General features: G+C 49.9%; 26 protein-coding genes. 9 read left to right on the forward strand and 17 right to left on the reverse strand.

Annotated elements, in window-relative coordinates; all coding sequences use genetic code 11:
• Positions 1–11: 11 nt before the first annotated feature.
• Positions 12–899: a carboxylate/amino acid/amine transporter gene (locus TSUB_RS15635; protein ID WP_087020582.1), complete on the forward strand. Its 888-nt coding sequence runs from the start codon at positions 12–14 to the stop codon at positions 897–899.
• Here the strand turns inward: TSUB_RS15635 and yigB are convergent.
• From yigB to lptM, 6 genes are read right to left on the reverse strand one after another with little or no spacing between them, the layout of a single operon-like run.
• On the reverse strand, positions 853–1,581 hold the full coding sequence (yigB, locus tag TSUB_RS15640) for a 5-amino-6-(5-phospho-D-ribitylamino)uracil phosphatase YigB (RefSeq protein ID WP_087020585.1): 729 nt from the start codon (positions 1,579–1,581) through the stop codon (positions 853–855). The two genes, TSUB_RS15635 and yigB, sit on opposite strands and share 47 nt — an antisense overlap.
• A gap of 35 nt (positions 1,582–1,616) precedes the next feature.
• A complete protein-coding gene (gene xerC, locus TSUB_RS15645) occupies positions 1,617–2,546 on the reverse strand; it encodes a tyrosine recombinase XerC (RefSeq protein ID WP_087020588.1) in 930 nt (309 codons plus the stop codon).
• The gene (locus TSUB_RS15650) at positions 2,543–3,229 is read right to left on the reverse strand and encodes a DUF484 family protein (RefSeq protein WP_087020591.1); all 687 of its coding nucleotides are present in this window, start codon (positions 3,227–3,229) and stop codon (positions 2,543–2,545) included. The genes xerC and TSUB_RS15650 overlap by 4 nt, the downstream gene beginning before the upstream one ends.
• Entirely contained in the window at positions 3,226–4,056 is an 831-nt protein-coding gene (dapF, locus tag TSUB_RS15655; protein WP_087020593.1) for a diaminopimelate epimerase, read from the reverse strand. The genes TSUB_RS15650 and dapF overlap by 4 nt, the downstream gene beginning before the upstream one ends.
• A gap of 8 nt (positions 4,057–4,064) precedes the next feature.
• Positions 4,065–5,321 (reverse strand): diaminopimelate decarboxylase, encoded by a 1,257-nt coding sequence (gene lysA, locus TSUB_RS15660; protein WP_087020596.1) that lies wholly within the window; start codon positions 5,319–5,321, stop codon positions 4,065–4,067.
• Positions 5,322–5,350: 29 nt separating this feature from the next.
• Entirely contained in the window at positions 5,351–5,473 is a 123-nt protein-coding gene (lptM, locus tag TSUB_RS15665; protein ID WP_107924984.1) for an LPS translocon maturation chaperone LptM, read from the reverse strand.
• A gap of 86 nt (positions 5,474–5,559) precedes the next feature.
• Between lptM and cyaY the strand changes: the two genes are divergently transcribed.
• The gene (cyaY, locus tag TSUB_RS15670) at positions 5,560–5,871 is read left to right on the forward strand and encodes an iron donor protein CyaY (RefSeq protein WP_087020599.1); all 312 of its coding nucleotides are present in this window, start codon (positions 5,560–5,562) and stop codon (positions 5,869–5,871) included.
• Between the two features lie 71 nt (positions 5,872–5,942).
• On the opposite strand, the gene TSUB_RS15675 is transcribed toward cyaY, so the two are convergent.
• A complete protein-coding gene (locus TSUB_RS15675; protein ID WP_087020602.1) occupies positions 5,943–8,516 on the reverse strand; it encodes a class I adenylate cyclase in 2,574 nt (857 codons plus the stop codon).
• 404 nt (positions 8,517–8,920) lie between these two features.
• Between TSUB_RS15675 and hemC the strand changes: the two genes are divergently transcribed.
• From hemC to TSUB_RS15695, 4 genes are read left to right on the forward strand one after another with little or no spacing between them, the layout of a single operon-like run.
• Positions 8,921–9,856: a hydroxymethylbilane synthase gene (gene hemC / locus TSUB_RS15680; RefSeq protein ID WP_087020605.1), complete on the forward strand. Its 936-nt coding sequence runs from the start codon at positions 8,921–8,923 to the stop codon at positions 9,854–9,856.
• Positions 9,853–10,629 carry a uroporphyrinogen-III synthase gene (locus TSUB_RS15685; RefSeq protein WP_087020607.1) on the forward strand — a complete coding sequence of 259 codons (777 nt, stop codon included), beginning with the start codon at positions 9,853–9,855 and terminating at the stop codon, positions 10,627–10,629. The genes hemC and TSUB_RS15685 overlap by 4 nt, the downstream gene beginning before the upstream one ends.
• The gene (locus tag TSUB_RS15690) at positions 10,607–11,947 is read left to right on the forward strand and encodes a uroporphyrinogen-III C-methyltransferase (RefSeq protein WP_087020610.1); all 1,341 of its coding nucleotides are present in this window, start codon (positions 10,607–10,609) and stop codon (positions 11,945–11,947) included. The genes TSUB_RS15685 and TSUB_RS15690 overlap by 23 nt, the downstream gene beginning before the upstream one ends.
• A gap of 3 nt (positions 11,948–11,950) precedes the next feature.
• Positions 11,951–13,147: a heme biosynthesis HemY N-terminal domain-containing protein gene (locus TSUB_RS15695; RefSeq protein WP_087020613.1), complete on the forward strand. Its 1,197-nt coding sequence runs from the start codon at positions 11,951–11,953 to the stop codon at positions 13,145–13,147.
• A 62-nt stretch (positions 13,148–13,209) separates the two neighbouring features.
• On the opposite strand, the gene TSUB_RS15700 is transcribed toward TSUB_RS15695, so the two are convergent.
• Genes TSUB_RS15700 through TSUB_RS15710 form a run of 3 tightly spaced genes read right to left on the reverse strand, consistent with a single transcriptional unit; the run spans position 13,210 to position 16,473 of the window.
• A complete protein-coding gene (locus TSUB_RS15700; protein ID WP_087020616.1) occupies positions 13,210–13,374 on the reverse strand; it encodes a hypothetical protein in 165 nt (54 codons plus the stop codon).
• Between the two features lie 2 nt (positions 13,375–13,376).
• On the reverse strand, positions 13,377–14,147 hold the full coding sequence (locus TSUB_RS15705) for a class I SAM-dependent methyltransferase (RefSeq protein WP_087020619.1): 771 nt from the start codon (positions 14,145–14,147) through the stop codon (positions 13,377–13,379).
• A gap of 22 nt (positions 14,148–14,169) precedes the next feature.
• Positions 14,170–16,473 carry a putative bifunctional diguanylate cyclase/phosphodiesterase gene (locus tag TSUB_RS15710; protein ID WP_246616380.1) on the reverse strand — a complete coding sequence of 768 codons (2,304 nt, stop codon included), beginning with the start codon at positions 16,471–16,473 and terminating at the stop codon, positions 14,170–14,172.
• Positions 16,474–16,509: 36 nt separating this feature from the next.
• Between TSUB_RS15710 and asnC the strand changes: the two genes are divergently transcribed.
• Positions 16,510–16,965: a transcriptional regulator AsnC gene (gene asnC / locus TSUB_RS15715; RefSeq protein WP_087020622.1), complete on the forward strand. Its 456-nt coding sequence runs from the start codon at positions 16,510–16,512 to the stop codon at positions 16,963–16,965.
• Positions 16,966–17,055: 90 nt separating this feature from the next.
• Here the strand turns inward: asnC and prlC are convergent, their stop codons facing one another.
• Complete coding sequence (prlC, locus tag TSUB_RS15720) at positions 17,056–19,092, reverse strand: oligopeptidase A (protein WP_087020625.1); 2,037 nt, start codon at positions 19,090–19,092, stop codon at positions 17,056–17,058.
• Between the two features lie 198 nt (positions 19,093–19,290).
• On the opposite strand from prlC, the gene TSUB_RS15725 reads away from it, so the two are divergent.
• Together TSUB_RS15725 and gorA are read left to right on the forward strand one after the other, a co-directional pair.
• The gene (locus TSUB_RS15725) at positions 19,291–20,130 is read left to right on the forward strand and encodes a 23S rRNA (adenine(2030)-N(6))-methyltransferase RlmJ (RefSeq protein ID WP_087020628.1); all 840 of its coding nucleotides are present in this window, start codon (positions 19,291–19,293) and stop codon (positions 20,128–20,130) included.
• A 156-nt stretch (positions 20,131–20,286) separates the two neighbouring features.
• Positions 20,287–21,642: a glutathione-disulfide reductase gene (gorA, locus tag TSUB_RS15730; protein WP_087020631.1), complete on the forward strand. Its 1,356-nt coding sequence runs from the start codon at positions 20,287–20,289 to the stop codon at positions 21,640–21,642.
• 66 nt (positions 21,643–21,708) lie between these two features.
• Here the strand turns inward: gorA and TSUB_RS15735 are convergent, their stop codons facing one another.
• From TSUB_RS15735 to TSUB_RS15760, 6 genes are all read right to left on the reverse strand, one after another.
• Positions 21,709–22,140: a hypothetical protein gene (locus TSUB_RS15735; RefSeq protein WP_087020634.1), complete on the reverse strand. Its 432-nt coding sequence runs from the start codon at positions 22,138–22,140 to the stop codon at positions 21,709–21,711.
• A gap of 131 nt (positions 22,141–22,271) precedes the next feature.
• Entirely contained in the window at positions 22,272–23,156 is an 885-nt protein-coding gene (locus TSUB_RS15740) for an L-ribulose-5-phosphate 3-epimerase (RefSeq protein WP_087020637.1), read from the reverse strand.
• A gap of 10 nt (positions 23,157–23,166) precedes the next feature.
• Entirely contained in the window at positions 23,167–23,814 is a 648-nt protein-coding gene (locus tag TSUB_RS15745; RefSeq protein WP_087020640.1) for a 3-keto-L-gulonate-6-phosphate decarboxylase UlaD, read from the reverse strand.
• Between the two features lie 4 nt (positions 23,815–23,818).
• On the reverse strand, positions 23,819–24,640 hold the full coding sequence (locus TSUB_RS15750) for a Cof-type HAD-IIB family hydrolase (protein ID WP_087020643.1): 822 nt from the start codon (positions 24,638–24,640) through the stop codon (positions 23,819–23,821).
• 6 nt (positions 24,641–24,646) lie between these two features.
• On the reverse strand, positions 24,647–25,339 hold the full coding sequence (locus TSUB_RS15755; RefSeq protein WP_087020646.1) for an L-ribulose-5-phosphate 4-epimerase: 693 nt from the start codon (positions 25,337–25,339) through the stop codon (positions 24,647–24,649).
• 9 nt (positions 25,340–25,348) lie between these two features.
• Positions 25,349–25,825: a PTS sugar transporter subunit IIA gene (locus TSUB_RS15760; RefSeq protein ID WP_087020649.1), complete on the reverse strand. Its 477-nt coding sequence runs from the start codon at positions 25,823–25,825 to the stop codon at positions 25,349–25,351.
• Between the last annotated feature and the right edge of the window lie 29 nt (positions 25,826–25,854).

The raw sequence follows: 25,854 nt of genomic DNA on the forward strand, positions 1-25,854 counted from the left end.
AGGATGCAGTCATGGTTTATCTCTCCGCCATCACCTTGCTGTGGGCATTTTCCTTCAGCCTTATTGGTGTTTACCTCGCCGGCCAAGTCGATGCGTGGTTTTCAGTATTCACTCGGGTCGCGCTCGCCTGCCTCGTCTTTATCCCCTTTACCCAATGGCGCGGGCTATCTCGTCGCCTTTGGTTACCTTTAATGGGGCTTGGTGCGGTACAACTCGGTGTGATGTATGGCTTCTATTACCAGTCTTTTCTTTATCTTAGCGTGTCGGAGGTGTTGCTATTTACCATCTTCACTCCGCTCTATATCACACTCATTTATGATGCCCTCAAAGGCCGTTTCTCTCCTTGGTATCTCTCCAGTGCCGCCATTGCAGTCGCAGGCACCGCCATCATTCAATATGCCAGTTTAAGTGAGCAGTTCTGGGTTGGCTTTTTCATTGTCCAAGGTGCGAACCTTTGTTTTGCGATTGGGCAAGTAGGTTATAAGTTCCTCATCGAGAAAGAACAACCAGAGATTCCCCAGCACAAACTCTTTGGCTGGTTTTATTTAGGTGCACTCAGCTTCGCTATTCCTGCTTTCTTACTGAAGGGCAACGTCGAAGCCTTACCCTCCACCGCGATTCAGTGGGGCATCTTGGTGTATCTCGGTATCTTTGCTTCTGGCATGGGTTACTTTGTTTGGAACAAGGGAGCAACCCAAGTCAATGCTGGGCTATTGGCAGTGATGAATAACGCGTTGGTTCCGTGTGGCTTAGTGGTCAACATCTTGATTTGGAACCGCGATGTTGACCTTACGAAACTCGCAATTGGCTCAGCCATTATCGCGTTTTCGGTATGGTGGAATGAAGTCTGGGTTAAGCGTCGCTTGGCAGCAACGACAACAATGGCGTCAGTGAAGTGATTTCCCAATCAGGTAACAAGCGGCACTTGGGCTGACGTCCTAAACGATGGTGGTGTAGATTAATCCACACTGCCATCGCACCGGCTTGACGTGCACCGCCGACATCGGTGATCAAATCATCGCCAACATGCAGCCAGTGTTTTAATGGAATGTGCGTACGCGCAGCCGCAATCTCAAACAAATCCTTCGCAGGCTTCGCTGCACCTTCTACCCCGCCTTGCAGGGAAAAGGAAAAATAGTCCCCTAAACCGATTTTATGGATATCCACATTACCGTTAGTAATGGCCGCGAGAGGGAAGTGTGCACTCAATGCTTTCAATACGTTATGTGTTTCATGTGGAACGTCAATCTCATGCCGAGCGGCCACAACTATCGCCATCGCTTGCGCCGCAACTCGCTTCGCGTTTGCCAGCGGCATACCCAGTTGCTGCATCAACACAACCAATGTCTCAAGCCGCCACTGGGAAACATTGTCACTCAGACCCGGCTGACTCGTCGCGACCTGCTGTTTAAGCTTGTACCAATGTGCGGCGGTCAATGTGCGGGTTGCGGCGACATTTGCATGCAGCCAATCGAGCATGGCTTGCTCTGTTTTGCGAATAACGGCGTAGTTATCATAGAGGGTATCATCCAGATCAAAACTGATCGCGCGAACGGTATCAAGACGGCGATAGAACCGCATAATCTTTCCTTATCTCAATAGTAACAAGCCAGTCGCTATTTATCAGTGCGACGAGCTCGTGGGTGTGCTTGGTCATACACCTTGGCGAGGTGTTGAAAGTCTAAATGGGTATAGACTTGTGTGGTAGACAGGTTAGCGTGCCCTAACAACTCTTGTACGGCGCGCAAGTTACCACTCGATTCCAACATATGGGTCGCGTAACTGTGGCGTAATTTGTGTGGATTGATATGACTGGTGACAGCTTGTTTCTGGCCCCATTCCGCCATGCGCTTTTGCACATTACGGTGAGAGATACGCTGACCCAGTTTGGATACAAACAAGGCGGTTTCGTCTTTCGATGCCATGCCGCTACGACGCTTCAGCCATTCGCCTAACCAAACTTTTGCCTGTCCACCAAAGGGCACCTGACGCTCCTTATTGCCTTTACCTATCACACGTAGCTCACCACGAGTGAGCTGAATATCTTTAACGTCAAGGTTAACGAGTTCAGCAAGACGCAAGCCTGCACCATACATCAACTCCATCATTGCGCGATCACGCACAGAGAGCGGGTCATTTTCGTCCACTTCAAGCAGTTGATTTATCTCATCAACATCAAGGTTCTTCGGCAATGGTTTTTCTTGTCGTGGCGCTGCCACCCCTTTAGCAACATTGGCTTTCACCCGCTGCTTACGCACCAGAAAATCGAGAAAACTTCGCAGTGCGGACAGGCGTAGCGCGATACTTCCCGGCTTTAATCCTTCGCGTTTGGCGGCAGCGACAAGCTGTCTCACCCAAGCGCTGTCCAAATCACGCCACTGCGTCAGCCCCAATGTCACCATATGCTGGGCGACACGGGTTAATTGCTGTTGGTAATTGGCTTCAGTATGAGGGCTGTAACCTTTCTCAACCCGAAGATACTGATAAAAAGCGATCAAGGGTCGAGAAAGTGAACGAGGGATATCAAGGTGAGTGGCATCACTCATGCAATATCATCCGCCAACCATTGGGGTAGTTGCGCCGTTAACAGTGCAGCAAGTTGAGAGAGAAACAAGGTATCCATCTCCGGTTGAAAATGCCCACCATCAGCACTCGCAAAAGCCAGAATACCTTGATACTGACCTTCACCGACAGGTAATACCGCAAATGAACCCAGCTGCGGTGGCTGATCGAATAGCAACTCAGCTTCAGCCCGTTGTAAGCGCCCTAAATATGCACTTTGCTGCGACAATTGCGAGACACGTGTCGCTTGGTACTCACTGCGTGATAGCTGGTGTCGTTGGCATGGGTCGGTAAACAGCCTCAATGTCACAGAGAGCGACAAGGATTCCGCGAGTGTTTGCAGTGTACGACGCGCTTGAGTGATGTTCTCCGCTTCGTATAAACGCATTTGCGCTTCGCCAAAGCAACGAAAGATCGTTTCATTTCGACGCGCTTGATTCATCAACCCAGTGATCTCTTCTTCTAGATCCGTAACGCGCTGACGTAACCGATCCATCTGAATGTCCACCAAAGAGACCGTACCCCGTGCCTGATGCGGCACACGCACAGTTTCAAGTAATTGCGGATAGTGATGGAAGAACTCAGGATCATATTGTAAATACGCAGCAACGGCAGCGCGTTCACGCTGCACTTGCTCTTCTTCACTTAACGGCACGCTGTCGGTCATAGCACAAACTGTCCATCAAACACGTGTTCTGCAGGTCCTGTCATATAGAGTGGTTTACCTTCTCCCGCCCAGCGGATTTTTAGCGTACCGCCAGGTAGATGTACTTTGACCTCATCATCAAGCAAACCTTGCAGTTTACCGACTGCCATCGCCGCACACGCACCAGTACCACAGGCTTGCGTTTCACCCGCACCACGTTCATAAACACGCAGCTTCACTTCATTGCGTGACACAATTTCCATAAAGCCCGCATTAACACGTTCAGGAAAACGTTCATGTGACTCTACCAAGGGGCCTAACGTGTCCACGTCAGCGGTTTCAACATTATCGACCACAGTGACACAATGCGGATTACCCATGCTAATCGCACCACAAAAAAGTGTGGTGTCATCAATACGTAAAAGATAGGTCTTTTCTTTCGACTTTGCTTTAAATGGGATTTTACTTGGCTCGGCCTCGGGCACACCCATGTTCACCGTCACCTGATTGTCATTTTCAATCTTGAGGACAATTTTGCCTTTCTTCGTCGTCACGCCGATGCTGAACTTGTTTGTCAGCCCTTTAAGGCGCACAAAGCGGGCGAAACAGCGTGCACCGTTGCCGCACTGCTCAACTTCACTGCCATCGGCATTGAAAATCCGGTAGTGAAAATCAGACTCAGGGTCATACGGTGGCTCAACAACTAACAGCTGATCAAAACCGATGCCGCGATGACGGTCCGCCAAACGACGCACCGCATCAGGAGAGAAAAACACATTTTGGGTGACACAGTCGACCACCGCAAAGTCATTACCCAAGCCATGCATTTTAGAAAATTGGACTTGCACGCTGTTAATTATCCTTCTGGTAAAAGCTGCTCAGACTGCCACAACTCAGACAGTGTTTCGCGACGGCGTACGACATGCGCTTTATCACCATCCACCATGATCTCAGCTGGGCGAACACGCGTGTTGTAGTTCGATGCCATCACAAAGCCATACGCACCAGCAGAGCGCACCGCAAGTACATCCCCCTGCTCCAACGTCAGTGCACGATCTTTACCAATAAAATCACTGGTTTCACACACAGGGCCCACGATGTCATAGACAGCTGACTCACCTTCACGAGGTTTAACAGGTACAATCTCCATCCAAGCAGAATAGAGCGCTGGACGCATCAAATCGTTCATGGCTGCATCAACGATAGCAAAGTTTTTATGCTCGGTTGGCTTTAAGAACTCGACTTTGGTTAGAAGAACGCCCGCATTTGCCGCGATCGCTCGGCCCGGCTCAAAAATAAGCTCTAGATCGGGACGGTCTGCCACCCGCTCAAGTAACGCAGCCGCATAGTCCGCAGGCATTGGCGGCTCTTCTTCGTTGTAACGTACGCCAAGACCACCACCCACATCGAGGTGACGAATATGAATACCATCCGCTTTCAATGTATCGATCAATGCCAGTAGACGATCTGTCGCATCAATAAACGGCGTGATTTCCGTCAACTGTGAGCCAATGTGACAATCCATACCCACGACATCAAGGTGTGGCATAGCCGCAGCTTTACGATACACTTCTGGCGCGTAATCAAACACGATACCGAACTTGTTATCACGTAAACCGGTAGAGATGTACGGGTGCGTTTTCGCATCGACATCTGGGTTAATGCGCAATGATACTGGCGCCACTTTCCCTAAGCGTTCAGCAACGGCATTCAATCTTTCTAATTCTGGCTCAGACTCGACATTGAAGCACTTAATCCCCAATGTTAGCGCTCGTTCCATCTCTGCTTCGGTTTTACCCACACCAGAGAAGACCACTTTCTTCACATCACCACCAGCGGCCAGCACGCGTTCAAGCTCACCCACAGAAACAATGTCAAAGCCAGATCCTAGCTTGGCCAACACATTCAGTACCCCGAGGTTAGAGTTCGCTTTTACTGCGTAACACACTAGATGAGGATGTGAGGCGACCGCATCGTCAAACGCGCGCCAATGGCGTTCTAACGTTGCGCGAGAATAAACGTAAAGTGGCGTACCATGTTCAGCCGCGAGATCGGCAAGCGCTACCTGCTCACCCCAAAGTTGGCCATCGGCCTGATAATTAAAAAAATCCAAAATGTTGCTTCCCTGTCCGTGCGGTGAAATTAGTTCTGTGGTTCTGTCTGCTCTTCAGGCGTTTCGTCGGGCATATAGAGTGGACCGCTCTGTCCACACCCTGCTAACGCCATTGCAGCCAATAAAATTAGTGTGAAAAATCGTATTTGCATCGGCTATTGCACCGTAATCGAGTGATAATCATTCCAATGCCTTCTATAATCGCACCCACACTAGGAAAAGCAATAGGGTAGACAGAATGAATACCACCGAATTTCACACCCTGGCCGATGAATTGTTCAACGCCATTGAGGAAGGAATCAATGAATCAGGCGCAGACATTGAATATGAAACAACAGGCAACGTGTTAACGTTGGAATTTGAAGACCGCAGCCAAATTGTGATTAACCGCCAAGAGCCGATGAAAGAGATCTGGTTAGCATCGAAAACAGGTGGCTACCATTTCCAATTTAACGGCTCAGAATGGATTTGCAGCCGCAGTGGTCGAGAGTTCACCACTATGGTCAAAGAAGAGTGTTCACTGCACGCAGGTGAAGCTGTCGAGTGGTAAACACGTATCTGGAGTGAGATAGCAAAACGGTCGGCAAATGCCGACCGTTTTTTATTCATCATTATTTAGGCTTAACGCCCTAATGCTTGCTGCAGAGACAAAGGCGGTTCGGAGGTTTCACCTTCCACTTTCCCGCTCTTGTAAGGCAATACTTGCGCGCACCCATTTTTATCACAGACGATGTCGTAGAACTGCGGCAAGTTAAAATTGATAAAGTTGGCGCTGTGCTTCACGCGACCTTGCGCAGAAGTGTAGAACTGACTTACCCCGTGGACCATATCATCTTTGTGGCCGCTGCACTGGCTGTACACTTCCATTCGATTCGCTTCATCTAGAATGTAGATGTTGTAACCGCCATCATTACAATCTTCAAAGAAAAACTGAATCAAACCTTCGCTGGCAAACGTATCGACAATCTCGGGTGGGCGTGGCTCACCTTTTTTCAGCATCATTTCACTGCTGGTGCGAATCTTGGTGCTCGAAATCGTGCTGTAGAAATCGACAGAGTTTTCGAGCTTCTGCACTGACACGCCCCGGCGTTCAAAGAACAACCCATGGGTTTGGTTAGCGATACGGATCGCTTTAAAGCGGCGGCGCTTATCCTGCTCAAGCGGGCGCAAGCGCATTTCAATACACTCAGCGACCAACTGGTAAACGATATTACGAATCAAGCCACGCATGTGCTTGGAGTAACAGAAGACATCCACCGATTCTGGCGGCACCGCGTCTTGGTGCATCTTACCCAGTACCGTTTTAAGCGCATCCAGCATGGCATTCTCACCACTGAAATGCAGGGTACGTACTTCATTCCACGAATTTCGATAGACAAAATCAACGCTACCAACGAGGCAAGTTTGCTGCTCACCAAAACTGAAAATATCCGTGTTCTTAAAGTCAAACTTCACCGCTTTACTGTTCAAGCGGGTCGTCGGGTCATTTTCCAAGTTGATAAACATCGCCAATTGGCGAATTTCACACGGACTTGCTAACGCTTGCATGCCCGGTTTCGCGCGGCGTAACGAGAAGGTGTTACGCATATCGCTCACCATTTGGTACAGCTTGTCGATATCCAAATTGGCATTGCGCACCACAGCGTGCAGGTGCGTGGTATCGGTCAGCAAACCATTAAAGAACGCCCAAGCGACTAGCTTAGACAGGTAGCTGTTACTCTCTAACGGTGAACGACCCACAATCTCCATTGGCTTGAGAGACTGTTTATACAGATACCATCCCTGCGGCATACTACGATTTGGCCCCACTTCAATGAAGCTCAAATCGGTCTCATGCATATCCGGTGACAACTGCTGGTTAAGCAGATCCACTTTACCTGGCAATACCTCAAAAGCGGCATACAGCTTACGCGCCAAAATACTGATATCTTCAGGGCTGATGGTAGCTGTGATGCTGTTTTTACGTGCAAAGCGGATCAAATTACGATAGCTGAGCATTAACGCATCGAGCAGTTCATTGTGGGCAGGCTTAACTTGCTCGACTTTCCAATGACGACGATTATCGAGCTCGTTCAGTGTGTCATATTCCCAGCCCCACTCAGCCGTCAACTGCTCTAAAATCGCCCGACGCCATGGCATCGAGCCATTGGACGTTTCACGCGTTAACTTTTCGTGGGTTTTGAGGTAAAAACAACGACGTACCAAATCGAGACGGCGACTATCACCAATCCGCTCTAGGTAGCGCGTTACCTTATCGAGCATAAGGTAGTAAGCATCGAGACCAAACGCAGATACTTGCTGCGAGGCATCATAATTCACCGCATAGAAGCGACGTTTGCTATCGACACTCAAAAGTTGGGTATGTGGATATTCACAAGAATAGGCTTCGAGCAAAATGGCTTTCAGTACTGATTTATAAGGCGAATCAATACTCTTATAAAGTTGCCATAGGCTAGAACCAAAGTACTCTTCAGCTGGAATGCGGCTCAAGCCACCAAAATCGATCCACTCTTCGCGCTTTAGTAGCCCCTGCCCTTGCAACTGATCAAGATACTCGTCATAGCACTCCTCCATTTCTGGCGGCACCATAAACCACAACAGACGCTGCCCAGCGAGGCGCAATGCAGAACGATAGAACTCATCAAGCAACAATAGATGCTGGCTAGAACCGCAGTTCTCACCGGTCATCTGCTCGGAGTAATTAAAGCGGAAACGTTGCTCATCGATCAGGAAGAAGTTGGCTTCCACCCCTTGCGTCATTGCCCACTCAGAAATACAGCGGCACTTGTGTTCCAATTGCTCACGCTGCATTAATGGCATGCTGTGATCAACGCAAACCCACAAGTCCAAGTCACTGGTTAAACTCTGCCCTAAAGAAGCCGTACTGCCCATGGCATACAGGCCATCAATCGCTGGTTTTTGAGGTGTGAGGATATCGCTGAGAGACAGAGAGGCGGCAAGCGCACAGTCTTGAATAAACTGCGTTTGAACATCCGAAAGGGAAAAGTCGACAATACCGACAGGGACATCAGCATTGACATAGCCCGGCACCGTAGGGTGATTGACTTGCAACAGCGCAGGCAACAGATCAAAGATCTGCTGTTGAATAGGATTCATTGCCGCTTTGGCACGCCCAAGGCGCAGCTCAGTATGAGCATCATAACGGCGAATTAACGATTCAATATAGGTATGCAACGTACTCTTCCAAGAGCGGCTAACACCAACCGGCTCACATAACGCCCAAAATTCACACAACCGTCATACAGTTGGCTAACTCGTAGACTATTCCGACGCAAAAACGTGATCAATATAACAGTTTACCCCTCTAGGGTAAAGAAATTACCACACTTTGATCGCAATTATTATGCAACGCGGGCATATGCTGGTGTCATCTTCCCTGCTGTTACACAAACGTAGTCCATTTCGGATATCAACTCTGCGTAATTATAGCGCCACCCAGATAATTATGAGAGGCAAATCACATTTTCTTTGGTGCAATTCAGGAAAACAGTAAATTGTCTTCTCAATCACCCTACAAGAATTGTGCCTCTGCGCAGTGGTGATACGATATTCCCACTCTTATTGAAATGGAAAGCCGCATGACCGACAAACCGCTTCGTATCGCAACTCGCCGAAGTGCACTGGCACTCTGGCAGGCTGAGTATGTTAAAGCAGAGCTGGAAAAAATTCACCCACAATTAGAAGTGGTACTCGTCCCTATGGTCACTAAGGGAGACATCATTCTCGATACACCATTGGCCAAAGTCGGTGGCAAAGGGCTCTTTGTCAAAGAGTTAGAAAATGCCATGCTCGAAGACCGCGCCGATATTGCGGTGCATTCAATGAAAGATGTCCCAGTAGAGTTCCCGGAAGGACTCGGCCTTGTCACCATTTGCGAACGCGAAGATCCACGTGACGCCTTTGTCTCTAATCACTACGATCGTCTTGCTGATCTACCGCAAGGCGCCGTTGTGGGGACATCGAGCTTACGCCGAGAATGCCAACTGCGCGCTGAACGACCTGACCTAATTATCAAAAGCTTACGTGGCAACGTGAACACGCGACTCAGCAAACTTGACGCAGGCGAGTTCGATGCCATTATCCTCGCGTGCGCCGGTTTGATGCGCCTTGGTATGCATGACCGTATCAAAGAGGCCATTGCGCCAGAGCAGAGCTTACCAGCTGTAGGCCAAGGCGCTGTCGGGATTGAATGCCGTTTAGATGATGAACGTACCCGCGCCCTACTTGCCCCTTTAGGTCATGTAGACACGCGCGACCGCGTCCTTTGCGAGCGCGCCATGAATAACCATTTACAAGGCGGGTGTCAGGTCCCTATTGGCAGCTACTCGGTATTGGATGGCGACGAAATATGGCTGCGTGCCCTTGTCGGTGAGCCCGATGGCAGCAAAATTATTCGTGGAGAAATGCGTGGTCCGCGCGAACACGCTGAAGCCATGGGCAAGGAACTCGCCCAACAGCTATTGGATGACGGAGCCAAAGCCATACTCGATAAACTGTACGCTGACGCACCATGACACTTGCGATAGTCCGTCCTGCTCCAGAGTGCCACCAATTGGTGGCACAGTTGCAAGCGGTCGACATTGACGCTACCGCCTTACCGATCATGACATTTTCTCTCGGCGAAGACGCGAAACAACTACCAAATCAGCTACAATCACTGCGCGCAGGGGACATTGTGATTGCCGTCAGCAAGGCTGCAATCACATTCAGCTCACAAATAATGACCCAGCACAATGCAAATTGGCGCAAAGATGTGCACTATGTCGCGGTGGGCGAAGGGACAGCCGCACACTTCGCAGCAGAGACTGGACAAGATGTTCATTTTCCTCAGCAAGCAGACAGCGAAGGTGTGCTATCTTTACCGCTTCTTCAACACACAACTGGTCAAAACGTCATCATTCTTCGCGGTCAAAACGGTCGAGAATTAATGAAAGACGCACTAGCAGCGCATGGCGCCAATGTGGCATATTGCGAAGTATACCAGCGACAATGGCTACCTATTGATGCAGACACGTTTTATCAACAGTGGCATCAACGACTTTCCGGCCTCGTCGTGACCAGTCAGCAGCAACTGGCCCATTTGTGGCAAAGCTGCGCATCACAGCATCAAACATGGCTGCAATCGCTGCCACTATGGGTACCCAGTAATCGGGTGGCCCAATATGCCCAAACTCTGGGCTTTCATACTATTACCAGTGTGAACAGCGCCACCAACTCGGCCCTGTTCGCGACCCTAAGCCTGACTAGCAGAACGGGAAAAACGGATGACCAACAAAAACACCAATAACGATCTCAACCAAGACAATGGCAATACAGAGATTGGCAAAGACAAACAAGCGCTAAGCAATGGTACGGCATCAGCCACCGCCCCAGCAGGCAAGCCAGCCGCTGACAACAAGCCAAACGGTGACAAAAAATCGTCTCGCTCTTCACATTCCCGCCGTCGCAACAATCAGCGTAATCAACAAGAAAAACGTGCGGCAAAACCTTCAACAGCGCCAAACCTTGAAAAAGAGCCACTGCCAGAGCCACAACCACAAGCGACACCAGCCAGTACTGAACAAGCACCATCTAAAGTCAGCAAAACGGGCGTCGCTGCGATCATCATCGCGATTTTGCTCAGCGGTGGCGTCTTCTATCAAGGTCATGTTGAAAACGAAGCCCTTCGCGCCGAGCTCGCAACCATGAAAGAGACACTCGGCACGCAAGCCATGGATATCCGCGACACACGCCAGAGCCTAGACGCTGGCCAGCGCGAACTCAATGCGCAAGTCCTCGAGATAAACTCAATCAGTGAAACCACTCGAGCACAGCAAGAGAAGTCAGTCGAGTCACTACAGCGCGCCTTGGCCGAAATGGAAGGTCATCGCCCAAGCGACTGGCTACTTGCAGAATCAGATTACCTGATGAAGATGGCAGGACGTAAACTCCACCTTGAGCGCGATGTGCTCAGCGCCATCTTACTCTTAGAAGCGGCGGATGGTCGTATTGCCGAACTTAACGACCCTAACCTGACCCCAGTGCGTCGCGCGCTGGCCGAAGACATTTCAGCACTAAAAGCCGTGACCATAATCGATCGCGATGGCATTGTTTTGCGCCTCACGACACTGCAAAACCAAATTGAAAGTCTACCGCTTGCTAACGCCATCATGCCGGAAGAAGAGCAACGCGATCCGACGCATGTTTCTGGCAATGTGGCCGATTGGAAAGACAACCTCAAGGCCTCCATGCTCGGCTTTAGCGAGAACTTCATTACCTACCGAAAGCGCGATGGTGATGTCATTCCACTCCTGACACCGAATCAACATTTCTACGTCAAAGAGAACATCAAATCGAAGTTAGAAACCGCGATTAAGGCTGTTTATCGCGAAGAAGGTAAGCTTTACCAAACATCACTGGATGTCGCTCTACAATGGTCAAACGAGTTCTTTAGTGGCGATTCGGGCAAGGTAGTCGCTTACTTAGAAGAACTCGAAGCCCTATCCGGCAAACAAGTTGAAGTCAGCTATCCTACCGCACTGAAAGCGCAACCTTTGGTCGCAGAAGTGCTAGAGCGCCGTTTACGCACTAAAGTAACGTCTCAATACGATAACGAAGGAGCATAAGCCATGATTAGACTGATCCTTCTCGTCGCCGCGCTGATTGCCGGCATCGTGCTTGGACCGCATCTAGCCAACAACCAAGGCTACGTGCTGATCTCTTTTTCCCAGCACACGTTAGAAATGAGCCTTACCACCTTGATCGTCCTGACGATTGTGGCATTTATGGGCATCTTGTTGCTTGAGAACATCATCAAATTCATCTTATCTCGCTTTAGCGTCACGATGGGTTGGTTTGCTGGCCGTAAAGCGCGTAAGGCGCGTCAATTAACCGCGCTAAGCCAAACCAAACTGCTAGAAGGTGACTGGTCTCAAGCTGAGAAATTGGCGTTGAAAGGGGCCACACATAACGCTGAATCACCGCAGCTTAACTACTTAATGGCAGCGGAAGCAGCGCAGGGCCTAGGCGATATTGCCAAGCGTGATAAGCACCTAGCACTGGCAGAGAAGCAAACCAAATCCGACCTTGCCGTGCGCCTCACCCGCGCGCGCTTGCAGTTCGACAACAAGCAGTTTGAAGAAGCGTTGGCGACCCTGCAGCAGTTGCAAAGTCAATACGGCAATAACCCTGTCGTCCTGAGTTTACTCCGCGACTGTTATTTGCAATTGAACGATTGGCAGCCATTAATCAAATTACTCCCAACACTGAAAAAGCAAAACCTTATCAGTGAAAAAGAGTATAGCGAGCTCAATATCAAAGCCGAAATTGGTGTCATGGCGCAGATCACTCAAGTACGCGGTTGTGAAGGGCTCCTCAGCCATTGGCATAGCCTCAACAAGCGTGCGCGCCAAAATCCTGCGCTATTGGCTGCTTTTGTAGAACAGATGATCAGCCGCCAAGCAGACAACCAAGCGTATAGCATCATCAAAGAGAGCTTGAAAAAAGAAGTGGCACCAGAAGTCGTTGCACTTATCCCGCAGCTGAACTTGTCTGATTACCACCCAGTGGTAACTAAACTCACAAGTTTATTGAAGTACAACGAGAACAACGCGGTACTTCACAGTACGTTGGGTCAGCTTTACTTGCGCGAAGAAAAGTTTGCCGAAGCGCAAGCGGAGTTTGAGAAAGCCGTTGCACTCTCGCCAAATGTGTCTGATTACGCTTATCTCGCTAACATGCTAGAGCGCCAGCAGAAATCAGAACAGGCCGCAGAAGCCACCAAGCTCGGCCTCAACCTCGCGTTACCAGAGCAAAAGAGCGCTTAAGGCTTGCCTTCAAGCCATAAAAAAACCCGCCTCGGCGGGTTTTTTGTTTGCTGCGTTTTTCGCTAGGCCTCTTTTTTCAGTTTACTGCCGCTACACAGCACTTTCTTTTCATTGGCGACACGAGCACACTTCAAACAGACAAAGGTGGGTTTTTTAACCAACTTGCGTAAGCCTTTTAGATCCGTGGCAATATCGTTGCGTCGCCACTTACACAATGTTTTCGCCATGCTTACGCTCCCGCCGCTTTCACATACACGTCAAAACGGTTTTTCTTAGTCTCTATTGCCATCGTTGGTTTCACCCCATCCAGCACTTCAGCATAGTCTGGTCGCTTCACCACCACGCGTTCAGTCGCCAACGCCAACGCTGGTGTCAGCAAATCATCGGCATCCATATCGCTGCCAACTAAGGACTGAAAGACACGCATCTCTTTTTTGACCAGCGCTGATTTCTTTTTATGCGGATACATAGGGTCGAGGTAGATCACTTGAGGCGGTGTTTCATCCCCCACAGTGATCCCTTCGGCTAACGCGGTTTGACTCGCAGCATGTAGCAGACGCATGCGTTGTTGCATCCATGCACCGATCTCATCATCGGCATAGGCGCGCTGTAAGCCATCATCTAGCAGCGCAGCAACAACAGGATGGCGTTCAATCATCGTCACATCACAACCCAGAGACGCAAGCACGAAGGCATCTCGCCCTAGTCCAGCTGTCGCATCCAACACTTTCGGTGTCTTTCCTTGCTTAAGCCCAACCGCTTTCGCTATCGCTTGACCACGCCCACCACCAAACTTGCGACGATGCGCGACGGCACCACCAACAAAATCGACATAGATCGCGCCGAGTTTGGGCTCATCACACTTACGCAGTTCTAGTTGGTGTTGCGTTAACACTAAGGCAAAAGGGGCGGCATCATGGTGTACTAGCCCCCAGCGTTCAGCCAGAGCAGCCAACTCAGGTGCACGCTGAACGTCTTCACTTACTAAATTAATCTGCACCTTGCAGCTCTCTTGCGGTCAATCAATTGGCGGATTGTACCACCTCTGCTTCGGTGTGGGGTACGGTTGGTGATAAGTGCTGGCTCAAAGACGCAACCAGCTCAGGGAGTGGACAAGGCTTACCAATTAAATAACCTTGGGCGTAATCGACATTCAAATCACGGAGTTGCGCTAAAATCTCTTCACCCTCAACAAACTCCGCCACCGTCTTTTTACCCATTGTTTTCGCTAACTCATTGATCGCTCTCACCATGGCCAAATCCATCTCATCTTTCGCGATGTCTCGGACAAACATGCCATCAATCTTAATGATATCGACGGGAATACGCTTCAAATAACCGAAAGACGACAGGCCTGAGCCAAAATCATCCAACGCAATCTGACAGCCTATTTTCTTCAAACGCGTAAACAGGGAGATCGCTTCACTCATATTACTGATCGCGGCCGTTTCAGTAATTTCTAAGCACAGTTTCTCAGGCGGGACTTGAGAAGAACGGATAGTTTGCTCAAGGAAAGAGACAAAATCCGCGTTGCCCATCGACTGACCAGATAAGTTGATAGAACACAACTCCAAGGCAGCAAGTGCATTCGGTGCACTCGCAAGCCATGCTAAGGTGTGCTCGACCACGTAGCGGTCGATCAGATGTGCCAAGTTATAGCGCTCAGCAGCAGGTAAGAACACCCCCGGAGGGGCCATCTCGCCATTCTTATCACGCATTCTGACCAGAATTTCGTAGTGATGCCGGGTAGACCCCGAAGCAACAGGCAAGATCTGTTGGGCATAAAGCTCAAAGCGCTGTTCACTGATCGCTTCATGAATACGGTTTACATACACCATCTCCAACTCACGACGCTTCAGCTCTTCGTCGTCAGGGTGATAAATATGCAGACGATTTCGACCTTCGTCTTTTGCCGCATAACAAGCGGTATCCGCTTGCGCATGAACCTGTTGCGGTGAGCCTGACGTCTTATCAATCAAACGGATACCCAACGAGGCACTGAACGCAAAGCGGTTGTTTCGCCAGAAGAACTCATTGGTTTCTAGTGTACTAAGAATCAGCTCGCCTAAGGCTTGGGCTCGATCATAATCACAATCTGGCACCAACATAGCAAACTCATCTCCCCCTAGACGGGCGATGGTAGATGCCGCTGGTGCAATGCCGCTGAGTAACAACGCGACTTGCTTCAAGGCTTCGTCACCCGCCTCATGGCCTGCCGTGTCATTAATCACTTTAAACTGGTCGAGGTCGATATAGAACATCGCAAAATGCGCTTCTGTCTCGGTGGCGAGGTTGATGACGCGTTCCAGCTCAGACTCAAAATAGTTACGGTTAAACAGGTGGGTCAAATAGTCGTGGCTGGCTTGATACTCGAGCTTACTACGTAGCTCTTGGTTATCAGTAATATCCTCTCCCACCAGCAAAAGTTGCAAGTTCGAGGGCATAAAGCGAATAGTTTCACGGATCCATACCGCTTTGCCTTCCGCATTGCGGTATTTGAGCTCTCGGCGCCATACGGGTGTCGTACACTCATCATTTTGCGCCATGATTTGCTGTGGTGGCGGCTCATCACCGTCATAGAACTCCGTCACTTTGTGACCGAGCAATTCACGCTTACTGTAACCCAGCAGATCGGCCGCAAATTGGTTAACGGACTGAATTCGAGACTGTTGATCCACCGCCAGTAGCATCACAGGTTGGTGTTCGTAAAGCAGACGGTAGCCCACCTCACTTTCACGGAGTTTTTCTTCTGTTTGCCGACGCGCCGTCATATCGCGCGCTTCAAACAGGATCTGCCCACCCTCTTCATGATCATCACGATCAATCGCTTTAAAGCCGATCTCTAAGATCCGATTGCCCTGCTCGCGGCTCTTCATGGCAATTTCAAAGCTACTGATCTGTCCCATCTTGGCACGTACAAAGGCTTGACGCAGGGTTTCACCGCCCTCATCTTGCCAACAAGACCAGCGCCAAAATGGACGGTCATACTTAATTTGCCCGTGGCCGAGCATGTTTTGTAGGGCGAGGTTCCCTGAAACGAGATGACCTGATTGGTCAACAATACCAATATGCTGAAAGCTCTGATCAAAAACCCCTTCAAACAGGGCTTGGCTACGGCTGAGTTCAGCATCACTGCGGCGCATTTGACGAATCGTGGCGATGAGCATCGCGATAACGGCAAATAGCACCGACACCAACACGGTGCCGAGCAAAATCTCTTCTCGCAATACGGCCCAATGAGGGATCAGGCTACCTAACCCTTCATGCGCAAAAGAAGGCAGAGAAATCAGCGCTAAAACGCCGACAAGCAATCGAAAAAATGGCAAACTCGTTCCTTATTTAACTCGACACAGGCGAAGTATATGACTGCCAAACTCGACGACCTGGATCGAGAGATCCTTAGCACTTTGATGGATGATGCTCGCCACACCTACGCAGATATGGCGAAGCGCTTTCAAGTTAGCCCTGCAACTGTCCATGTCAGGGTCGAAAAAATGCGTGCTGCCAACATTATTACTGGCACCGAAGTCAATGTTAACCCCAAAGCGCTGGGGTACGATGTTTGTTGCTTTATAGGTATAAACCTCAAAGCCGCACGCGACTATCACTCTGCACTCGAGAAATTGGCTGCCCTCGATGAAGTGGTCGAAGCCTACTACACCACTGGCGCTTACAACATTTTCGTTAAGCTGATGTGCCGCTCTATTGAAGAGTTACAATACGTTCTGATTGATAAATTACAAGCCATCGACGAAGTCCAATCTACAGAAACGTTAATTTCGCTGCAAAATCCTATCAATCGCAATGTGAAACCGTAAGCGTACTTTTGTCACTTTGGCGTATCAGATATTAAAAAAGCCGGCCCCAACAATTGGGAAGCCGGCTTTGTCATTTCATTGTCTTCAGGTTTAGCCTTGAATACCACTGTGACGCAACAAGGCATCAATTTGTGGCTCACGGCCACGGAAACGCTTAAACAATGTCATCGGCTCTTCACTGCCACCACGTGTCAGAATGTTGTCAAGGAATGACTTGCCCGTTTCTGTATTGAAGATACCCTCTTCTTCAAAGCGAGAATACGCATCCGCAGACAACACTTCCGCCCACAAGTAGCTGTAGTAGCCAGCACTGTAACCGCCTGCGAAGATATGACTAAAGCTATGCGGGAAACGGTTCCATTCCGGGCTTGGTACCACAGAAACCTGCGACTTAATCCGCTTCAGCGTTTCCAGCACTTGCGGGCCGACTTCTGGGTCGTATTCCGTATACAGGGTGAAATCGAACAAACCAAACTCAAGCTGACGCAGAATACCCATTGCCGACTGGAAGTTTTTCGCCGCTAACATTTTCTCTAGCATAGCTTTCGGTAACGGTTCACCGGTTTCATAGTGACCGGAGATAAAGGCCAACGCCTCTTCTTCCCAACACCAGTTTTCGAGGAACTGACTTGGTAGCTCAACCGCATCCCATGGCACACCATTAATACCCGCAACCGCACCGGTATTAATTTGGGTCAACATGTGATGGATACCATGGCCAAACTCGTGGAACAGGGTGACCACTTCATCATGGGTAAACAGGGCTGGTCTAGGGCCAACTGGGCGGTTAAAGTTACAGGTCAAGTACGCCACTGGGTGTTGCTGTTCGCCATCAAGCGTCATACGGCGACCAATACAATCATCCATCCATGCGCCACCACGTTTGTTTTCACGTGCGTAGAGATCAAGGTAGAAACTGCCGCGCAGGTTATTGTCGGCATCAAAGATATCGTAGAATGAGACATCCTCATGCCATACATCCACCCCTTCACGCGGACGCACCGACATACCGAACAAACGGTTCAGCACTTCAAACAATCCTTTGATCGCCGTAGCTTCTGGGAAGTATGGGCGCAGCTCTTCATCAGAAATACTGTATTTGTGCTGCTTAAGCTTCTCAGCGTAGTAACCAAAGTCCCACGGCTGAAGATCCTCAGCGCCGAACTCCTCTTTCGCATACGCACGTAGCTCTGCTACCTCGCGCTCGCCCTGCGGTTTTGCTTTCGTTGCAAGTTCATTTAAGAAACCCAGTACTTGGTCGGTCGACTCCGCCATCTTGGTGGCTAGTGACTTCTCGCTGTAGGTCGCAAAGCCCAGTAAACGTGCTAGCTCATTGCTAAGTTTCAGTTTCTCTGCAATGATTTCGCTGTTATCCCATTTACCTGCATTTGGACCACGATCAGAAGCGCGAGTCGTAAAGGCTTCGTAAATCTCTTGGCGCAGTGCACGGTTATCACAGTAAGTCATCACCGGCAGGTAAGAAGGGATATCCAATGTGAATAAGTAACCCTCTTCCTCTTTGGCTTCTGCCTGTGCTTTCGCGGCTAGCACTGCTGATTCGGGTAAGCCAGCAAGCTCAGCCTCATCTTTGATCAGCTTGCTCCAACCCATGGTTGCATCGAGGACGTTGTTACTAAACTGCGAAGAGAGCTCGGACAAACGCTTGCTGATTTCACCGTAGCGGTGCTGCTCATCGGCCGGTAAACCGATGCCAGACAACTCAAAATCACGCAATGCATGGTTAATCGACGTTTGCTGCGCCGTGGTCAGCGTCGCAAACGCATCACTCGCTTTCAGCGTTTTATACGCTTCATACAAGCCTTTATGTTGGCCAAGCCAAGTCCCGTAATCTGACAACAGAGGCAGACAGGCTTCATAGGCTTCACGCAACTCAGGGCTATTTTGCACGCCGTTTAAATGGCCAACAGGAGACCAAATACGGTTTAACTTGTCATCCACTTCTTCAAGCGGTGCACACAACGTCTCCCAGCTTGGTGGAGATTGCAGAACGTCTTCAACTTTGGCACGACACTGTGCAATCGCTTCTTCAACAGCCGGTTGGATATGCTCCGGCTTAATAGCAGAAAAGGGTGGTAGGCCCGTCATTTCGAGTAGCGGATTAGACATGAAAGCTTCCTTAACTGATGTCAGTTTGGGCAAGGCAACAGCTCAGTGTTGCCGCTGATAGTTACAAGCTAGATATGGGTTCTGGGGGTAATAAATTCAATGGCTTCCCATTTCGTCTCAATCAATAAGCCTTCCAAGGCTGCATCTTGATCCCCTATCAGTCATAATAGCGCGAATTTTAGTCCCGAGAATCACCCTATGCTCAGTTATCGTCACAGTTTTCATGCTGGCAACCATGCCGATGTCATCAAACACATTGTCGAAACTCTGATCCTGCAAGCCCTTAAGCAGAAAGAGAAACCCTTCGTTTATCACGACACCCACTCAGGTGTCGGTCGCTACGACTTGCAAGATGAGCGCGCCGAAAAAACGGGCGAATATAAAGAAGGGATCGCGCGAATCTGGGCACAATCTGCCCTTCCAGAGGGGGTACAAGATTACTTCGACGCAGTGAAAGCGGTGAATAACAGTGACTCTCTGCGCTATTACCCGGGCTCGCCCCGTATTGCGCGTGCGCAAATTCGTCCGCAAGATCGCATGGTATTGACTGAACTTCATCCGTCTGATTTCCCACTGCTACTGCAAGAGTTTCGCAGTGATCGTCAGGTGAAAATCTATAAAGAGGACGGCTTTGCCCGCTTAAAAGCCAGCTTACCGCCGAAAGAGCGCCGTGGTCTGGTCTTGATTGATCCCCCTTACGAGTTGAAGCATGAATACCAAGACGTGGTAAAGGCGATCAAAGAAGCGCATAAGCGTTGGGCGACGGGAACCTATGCGATTTGGTATCCGGTGGTCTACCGCGACAACATTGACATGATGTTGAACGGCTTAGAAAAGCAGGGGATTCGCAAGATTCTGCAGATTGAACTGGGTGTTGCCCCCGACAGTGAAGAACGCGGTATGACCGCATCAGGCATGATCGTCATCAACCCACCGTGGAAGCTGGAATCGCAGATGGCCGACATTTTGCCTTGGCTGCAATCGCACATTGCACCAACACATGGCCATACAACGCTGCGTTGGGTCGTTCCCGAGTAAAGACAACCCGTCTCTCCTGCGACGTTTTGGTCTCTCGGCATAAAAAGTAACAAAACGCACTGACAACTCAGTGCGTTTTTTCTTTCTCTCCCTGCCATCGACCGATACACTTAGTTGCGTCAGTATGGAATTTAAAAAGAATTTGAGGAGAAAGTAATGGCGACCCATTTTGACTACCTATGTATTGGTGGCGGCAGTGGTGGTATTGCATCAGCAAACCGAGCAGCAATGTATGGCGCGAAAGTTGGCCTTATCGAAGCGAAAGCACTCGGTGGCACCTGTGTAAATGTGGGTTGTGTGCCGAAGAAAGTGATGTGGCACGGTGCGCAAATCGCTGAAGCGATGCACCTCTATGCGAAAGACTACGGTTTTGATGTCAGCGTCAATAACTTCGACTGGGCCAAGCTGGTCGAAAGCCGCGAAGCTTACATTGGTCGTATCCACAAAGCGTACGACAATGTACTGGGTAACAACAAAGTGGAAGTGATCAACGGCTTTGCCAAGTTTGTTGATGCCAATACTGTTGAAGTGAATGGTGAGCACTATACCGCTGACCATATTCTCATCGCCGTGGGTGGCGAGCCAACCATTCCGAATATTCCAGGTGCAGAACACGGTATCGATTCGAATGGTTTCTTCGAGCTAAACGCACAACCAAAGCGCACCGCAGTGATCGGAGCGGGCTACATCGCGGTTGAAATCGCCGGGGTATTGAGCGCGCTAGGTACAGATACCCACCTGTTCGTCCGTAAAGAATCTCCACTACGCAGCTTCGACCCCTTGATCGTCGAGACCTTGGTTGAAGTGATGAATGCCGAGGGCCCAACGCTACATACCCACAGCGTCCCTAAAGAAGTCGTGAAAGAAGACGATGGCACCTTCACCTTGCACTTCGAAAACGGTGAAACGCACAATACCGACTTACTCATCTGGGCCATTGGTCGCCACCCTGTGACCGATCGCATCAACTTAGACGCCACTGGTGTAGAGACCAATGAGCGCGGCTACATCAAGGTAGACGAATACCAGCAAACCAATGTCAAAGGCATCTACTGTGTTGGTGACATCATGGAAGGTGGTATTGAACTCACCCCTGTTGCGGTAAAAGCGGGGCGTCAATTGTCTGAGCGTCTCTTCAACAACAAACCTGACGCCAAGATGGATTACAACTTAGTCCCAACGGTTGTCTTCAGCCACCCACCGATTGGCACCATTGGTCTGACTGAGCCAGAAGCGATTGCTCAGTACGGCGAAGAAAACGTGAAAGTGTACAAATCCGGCTTCACGGCCATGTACACCGCCGTCACTAGCCATCGTCAGCCATGTAAGATGAAACTTGTCTGCGCGGGCCCTGAAGAGACCGTCGTTGGTCTACACGGCATTGGCTTCACGGTCGATGAAATGATCCAAGGCTTCGGTGTTGCCATGAAGATGGGCGCAACTAAAGCTGACTTTGACAGCGTTGTCGCGATTCACCCAACAGGCTCGGAAGAATTTGTTACCATGCGTTAATCGCATCGACAAGCAGCAGATGAAAACAAAGGGCCATCAGAAGATGGCCCTTTTTAGTCCCTGCGATCATTGCCCTTTGGCGAGCTTGGCAAACTTGCTGTAGGTGCTCACTTTGCCATTGATGTACTCGATGCCACAGTGCAGGTTGTTTTCTTTACGACCCACAATTTGGTACTCAACGATAAACTCCCCGTTAATCACCTTGATAAACAAAAAGCCATCCATGACTTTCCAAACGCCTTGCAAGGTGTTGTCGGTAAACAGGTCGCGCTCGATTAAGGTGCCATTCGGTTTTAGCTCCAGTTGTGAAGAAAAACCGTCTACATTCACCTTTAACCAAGGTTGCTGGTGCATTTCATAACTCAGGATTTTACGGCGTGTCTTGGACCACTTTTTGAGTGCCGCCTCTTGCGAAGGTGTCAAAATCGGCAAATCTTCCATCTCCAACAGGGTGTGATAGGTCTCGTACCAAAAAAGCTGAAGATGGAGTAATTTCATAACGATACAGGCGCCATATGAAGAAAAAACCATTCTTGGTTAGTCGATATAGCAAGTCAAACCCTTTATCTACGCAATGAGAGCAAGAAGAAAAAACGCTGCCGACAAAGAAAACACGGTTTACGCGCTCGTCACCATACCGGAAAGAGTGGCGGCATTCCCGCCGCCTCTGAAGCGACATTAAGCCGCAGTTGCGCGGTGCGAATATCATCCTCCCATGCCTCATCTTGCGCCCACATCTCTATCACTAACGGCACCACACACTCGGTTGCTTTTAAGGTTTTAAAAATGGCATCGAAGTCGACGTCTCCTTCCCCAATGACCAAATCCCGAAACTGACCTTCATACCCCTCTTTAACACGATAAGTATCCTTTAAATGGATTTGGGTAATGTGGGGCTTGCTGAGTGCTAACTCGGTGCAGACATCGTAGTTCCACCCCGAAATATTGCCGATATCGGGATAGGCGGTGAAATAGGGCGAGTTCACTTCTCGATTAAGCACTTCAAACTTACTCAGTGAGTTCAGGTAGTCGGTATCCATGATTTCGACCGCCAACATCACCCCGGCTTTTTCAGCCAGTTTCGCCGCTTGCTTCATCCCTTCAATAAAGCGCTGGTGGGTCGCTTCATTGGCAGGCTCATAATAGACATCGTAGCCTGCTAGCTGAATGGTGCGCACGCCGAGTTTATACGCCAAGGTAATGGCTTTCTCCATGTGCATTACCGCTTGCTGGCGAATCTGCGCATCCGCGGATCCAAAGGGGTATTTGCGGTGGGCACTCAAACACATCGATTGCAGCGGTATGCCATATAACTCGCACTGGTGACGCAAGGCATAAATGGTTTCATCATCCCAATCGAGTCGCTGGCGGCGCTCCTCTGATTCATCAATGGAGATCTCCAGAAAGTCAAAACCTAAGGCACGCGTTTTGGCGAGCTTCTCTTCCCAAGAGAGTGTGTTTGGCAGCGCTTTTTCATACAGCCCGACGCGATGACGTTCAACATGTTGATACATACGCCACCACCTAGTTCCAATAACGATCAATTTGAGCACGTAACGCTTCCGCGGTGGCTCTGCCCTGCTCACCCGCTAATGCCCTACCTGCAATAAATGCTTTTGCTTCAATCCCTTCGAACAAGTACAGGTCCTCTGGCACGATCCCTCCGGTAATCGACAACGCCAAACCCAGATCTGAAAGCGCGCGCATGTTCGCGATGTCATGCTCTGTCCAACCGACCCCTGCCAACTCCGCATCGCGAGAGCGGTGATAAATCGCTTGGCGAATGCCTAAGTCGACCCACGCTTTTGCATCGTCCATGGTCCAGTTGCCATAGATTTCAATTTGAATCTCGCCGTTATGCTCATCGGCTACCTGCTTACAAGCGGCAATCGTTGCGATATGCGCTGCCGCTGACACGGTGATCCAATCCGCCCCTGCTTCGAAGGCCATCTTAGAGAGAATCGCCCCGCCATCGGTGGTTTTCATATCGCATACCAACACATGATCAGGATGATTTTCACGTAATGTAGCGACGGCATTCATTCCTTCCGCAAAGGCCAGTATCGTGCCCACTTCGATGACATCGACAAAGCTTTCCACGTTCGCAGCAACCGCCATCGCGGCTTCAAGGGTCGTCTGGTCGAGCGCGATCTGAATCATAGGTTTTGTCATTGGCTTATCCTTGAATCTTGTTTTGAATGAGATGGGCAAGGCCATCACTATTGTTATCTGTTGTAGAGACGAGACGGGCATGCGACTTTACCCAATCATCGGCATTGGGCATGGCGACACCTAAGCCAGCATACTTAAGCATGGAGATATCGTTATGGTTATCCCCAACTGCCATCACATGATTGGCGTGGTAACCGAGTTCTGCAACATACTCTGCGAGTCTCTGTCCTTTACTGTTACCTTTCGCGGCAAAATCAATGCGGTTGGACCAAGAACGTTCACCATTGAAGGTCGCTTTGACCCACGGGTGCTGTTGAAGCCGTTCGACGGAGCTCGGCAAGCCTTCTACCACAAATTTCCAAACATGCTCTGCTTGACTGGCCGTATCCGAGAAAGAGTTAACTTTGTAGATTTTCGGTTGTTGTTCGCCAGGATTTGCGTGAGCCCATTTCTCTAATGCTTCCATGTAGTGAATGGGATTAAAGTGGGAGTACGTCATAGCATCAGTGATATACATCACCATCTTGACCTGAAACTCTTTTGCCAAAGCAATGAAGTTCAACGCATCTTGTTTTTTAATCGCATTGTGAGTGATCACCTGCTCGTTTTGATAGTCGTACACATAGGTACCGTTGCAGCAGATGATCGGCGTTGATAAACCCAACTCGTGGTAGTAGGGCCGCGCTGCAGTATGATGCCGTCCGGTGACAATCACGACATGACAACGGCGCTGTGCTTCTACGATCGCTCGCTTCACCTCGGGGTGAATGGTGTGATCGTCACTGAGCACGGTACCATCAAGATCTAATGCGAGGACTTTATACATAGGCGATTATCTCTGTCCGTAGTAGGCGTTCTCACCGTGCTTTCTGAGATAGTGTTTATCCGAAAGCTCCGGTTGAATCTTGATGCCACTGTTCAATGAACGTGTCGCAAGTGCCATCGCCGCCACCTCTTCCAATACCACCGCGTTGTGCACCGCATCGGTTGCATTTTTTCCCCATGAAAACGGCGCATGTCCCGCCACAATCACACTCGGTACGGCCATGGGCGCGATTTTTCTCACACGAAACTCATCCACAATGACCCGTCCCGTATTCTGCTCATAGTCCACCGCAATCTCTTGCTGAGAAAGCTTGCGTGTGCAGGGGATATCGCCATAGAAATAGTCGGCATGAGTGGTGCCTAGCGCAGGAATATCGATGCCGGCTTGTGCCCAAATCGTCGCACTGCGTGAGTGGGTATGTACCACGCCACCCACCTCGGAGAAGGCTTTATAAATCTCCAGATGAGTCGCCGTATCACTGGACGGATTGAGATCTCCCTCAACGACTTGGCCATCAAGATCGACAACCACCATCTGCTCAACCCGCATGTTGTCGTACTCAACCCCCGAGGGTTTAATCGCAATCACGCCGAGCTGGCGATCAATTTCAGACACATTGCCCCAAGTGAAGGTCACTAAACCGAACTTGGGCAAGGCAAGGTTCGCGTCAAGCACACGCTGCTTTAAAGCTTGATACATGCTGTCCTCCTAAGCGACTTCAGCTAAGGCTTCATCAATCACCGCATACACATCTTGTACTGAACGACAGCGACGCAGCTTATTGAGATCGACACCCGTCTCACTGTCCTCGTCATCGAGTACTTGCGTCACCTCCATCAAACCTTCCATATGCTCATCAGAGGTACTGCCCGCCAGCGTAATGAGTACATCAACCGGCTCATCTTCCCCCTCAAAGTAGACAGGAGTTTCTAGGGTAACGAGCGCAAATGCAGTACGCACAACACCATCTTCTGGGCGCGCATGTGGCAACGCCAAACTCGGCGCAATGCAGATGTAGGGGCCAAGTTTTTCAACGCTGCTAATAATCGCGTCATGATAAGCAGGCGTAATCGCGCCAGATTCAATCAACATGTCCGTACCGATTTTGATCGCCTCTCGCCAATTGCCAGCACGTGCTTGGAGCTTAATCGAGTAGTTATCCGTCAGTGATTTTTTCAGTCCCATGATTCAGTTCCTCGTGAGGTACCACTGTC

Origin of the sequence: Thaumasiovibrio subtropicus, from assembly GCF_019703835.1 — a bacterium.
GTDB classification, from domain to species: Bacteria; Pseudomonadota; Gammaproteobacteria; order Enterobacterales; family Vibrionaceae; genus Thaumasiovibrio; species Thaumasiovibrio subtropicus.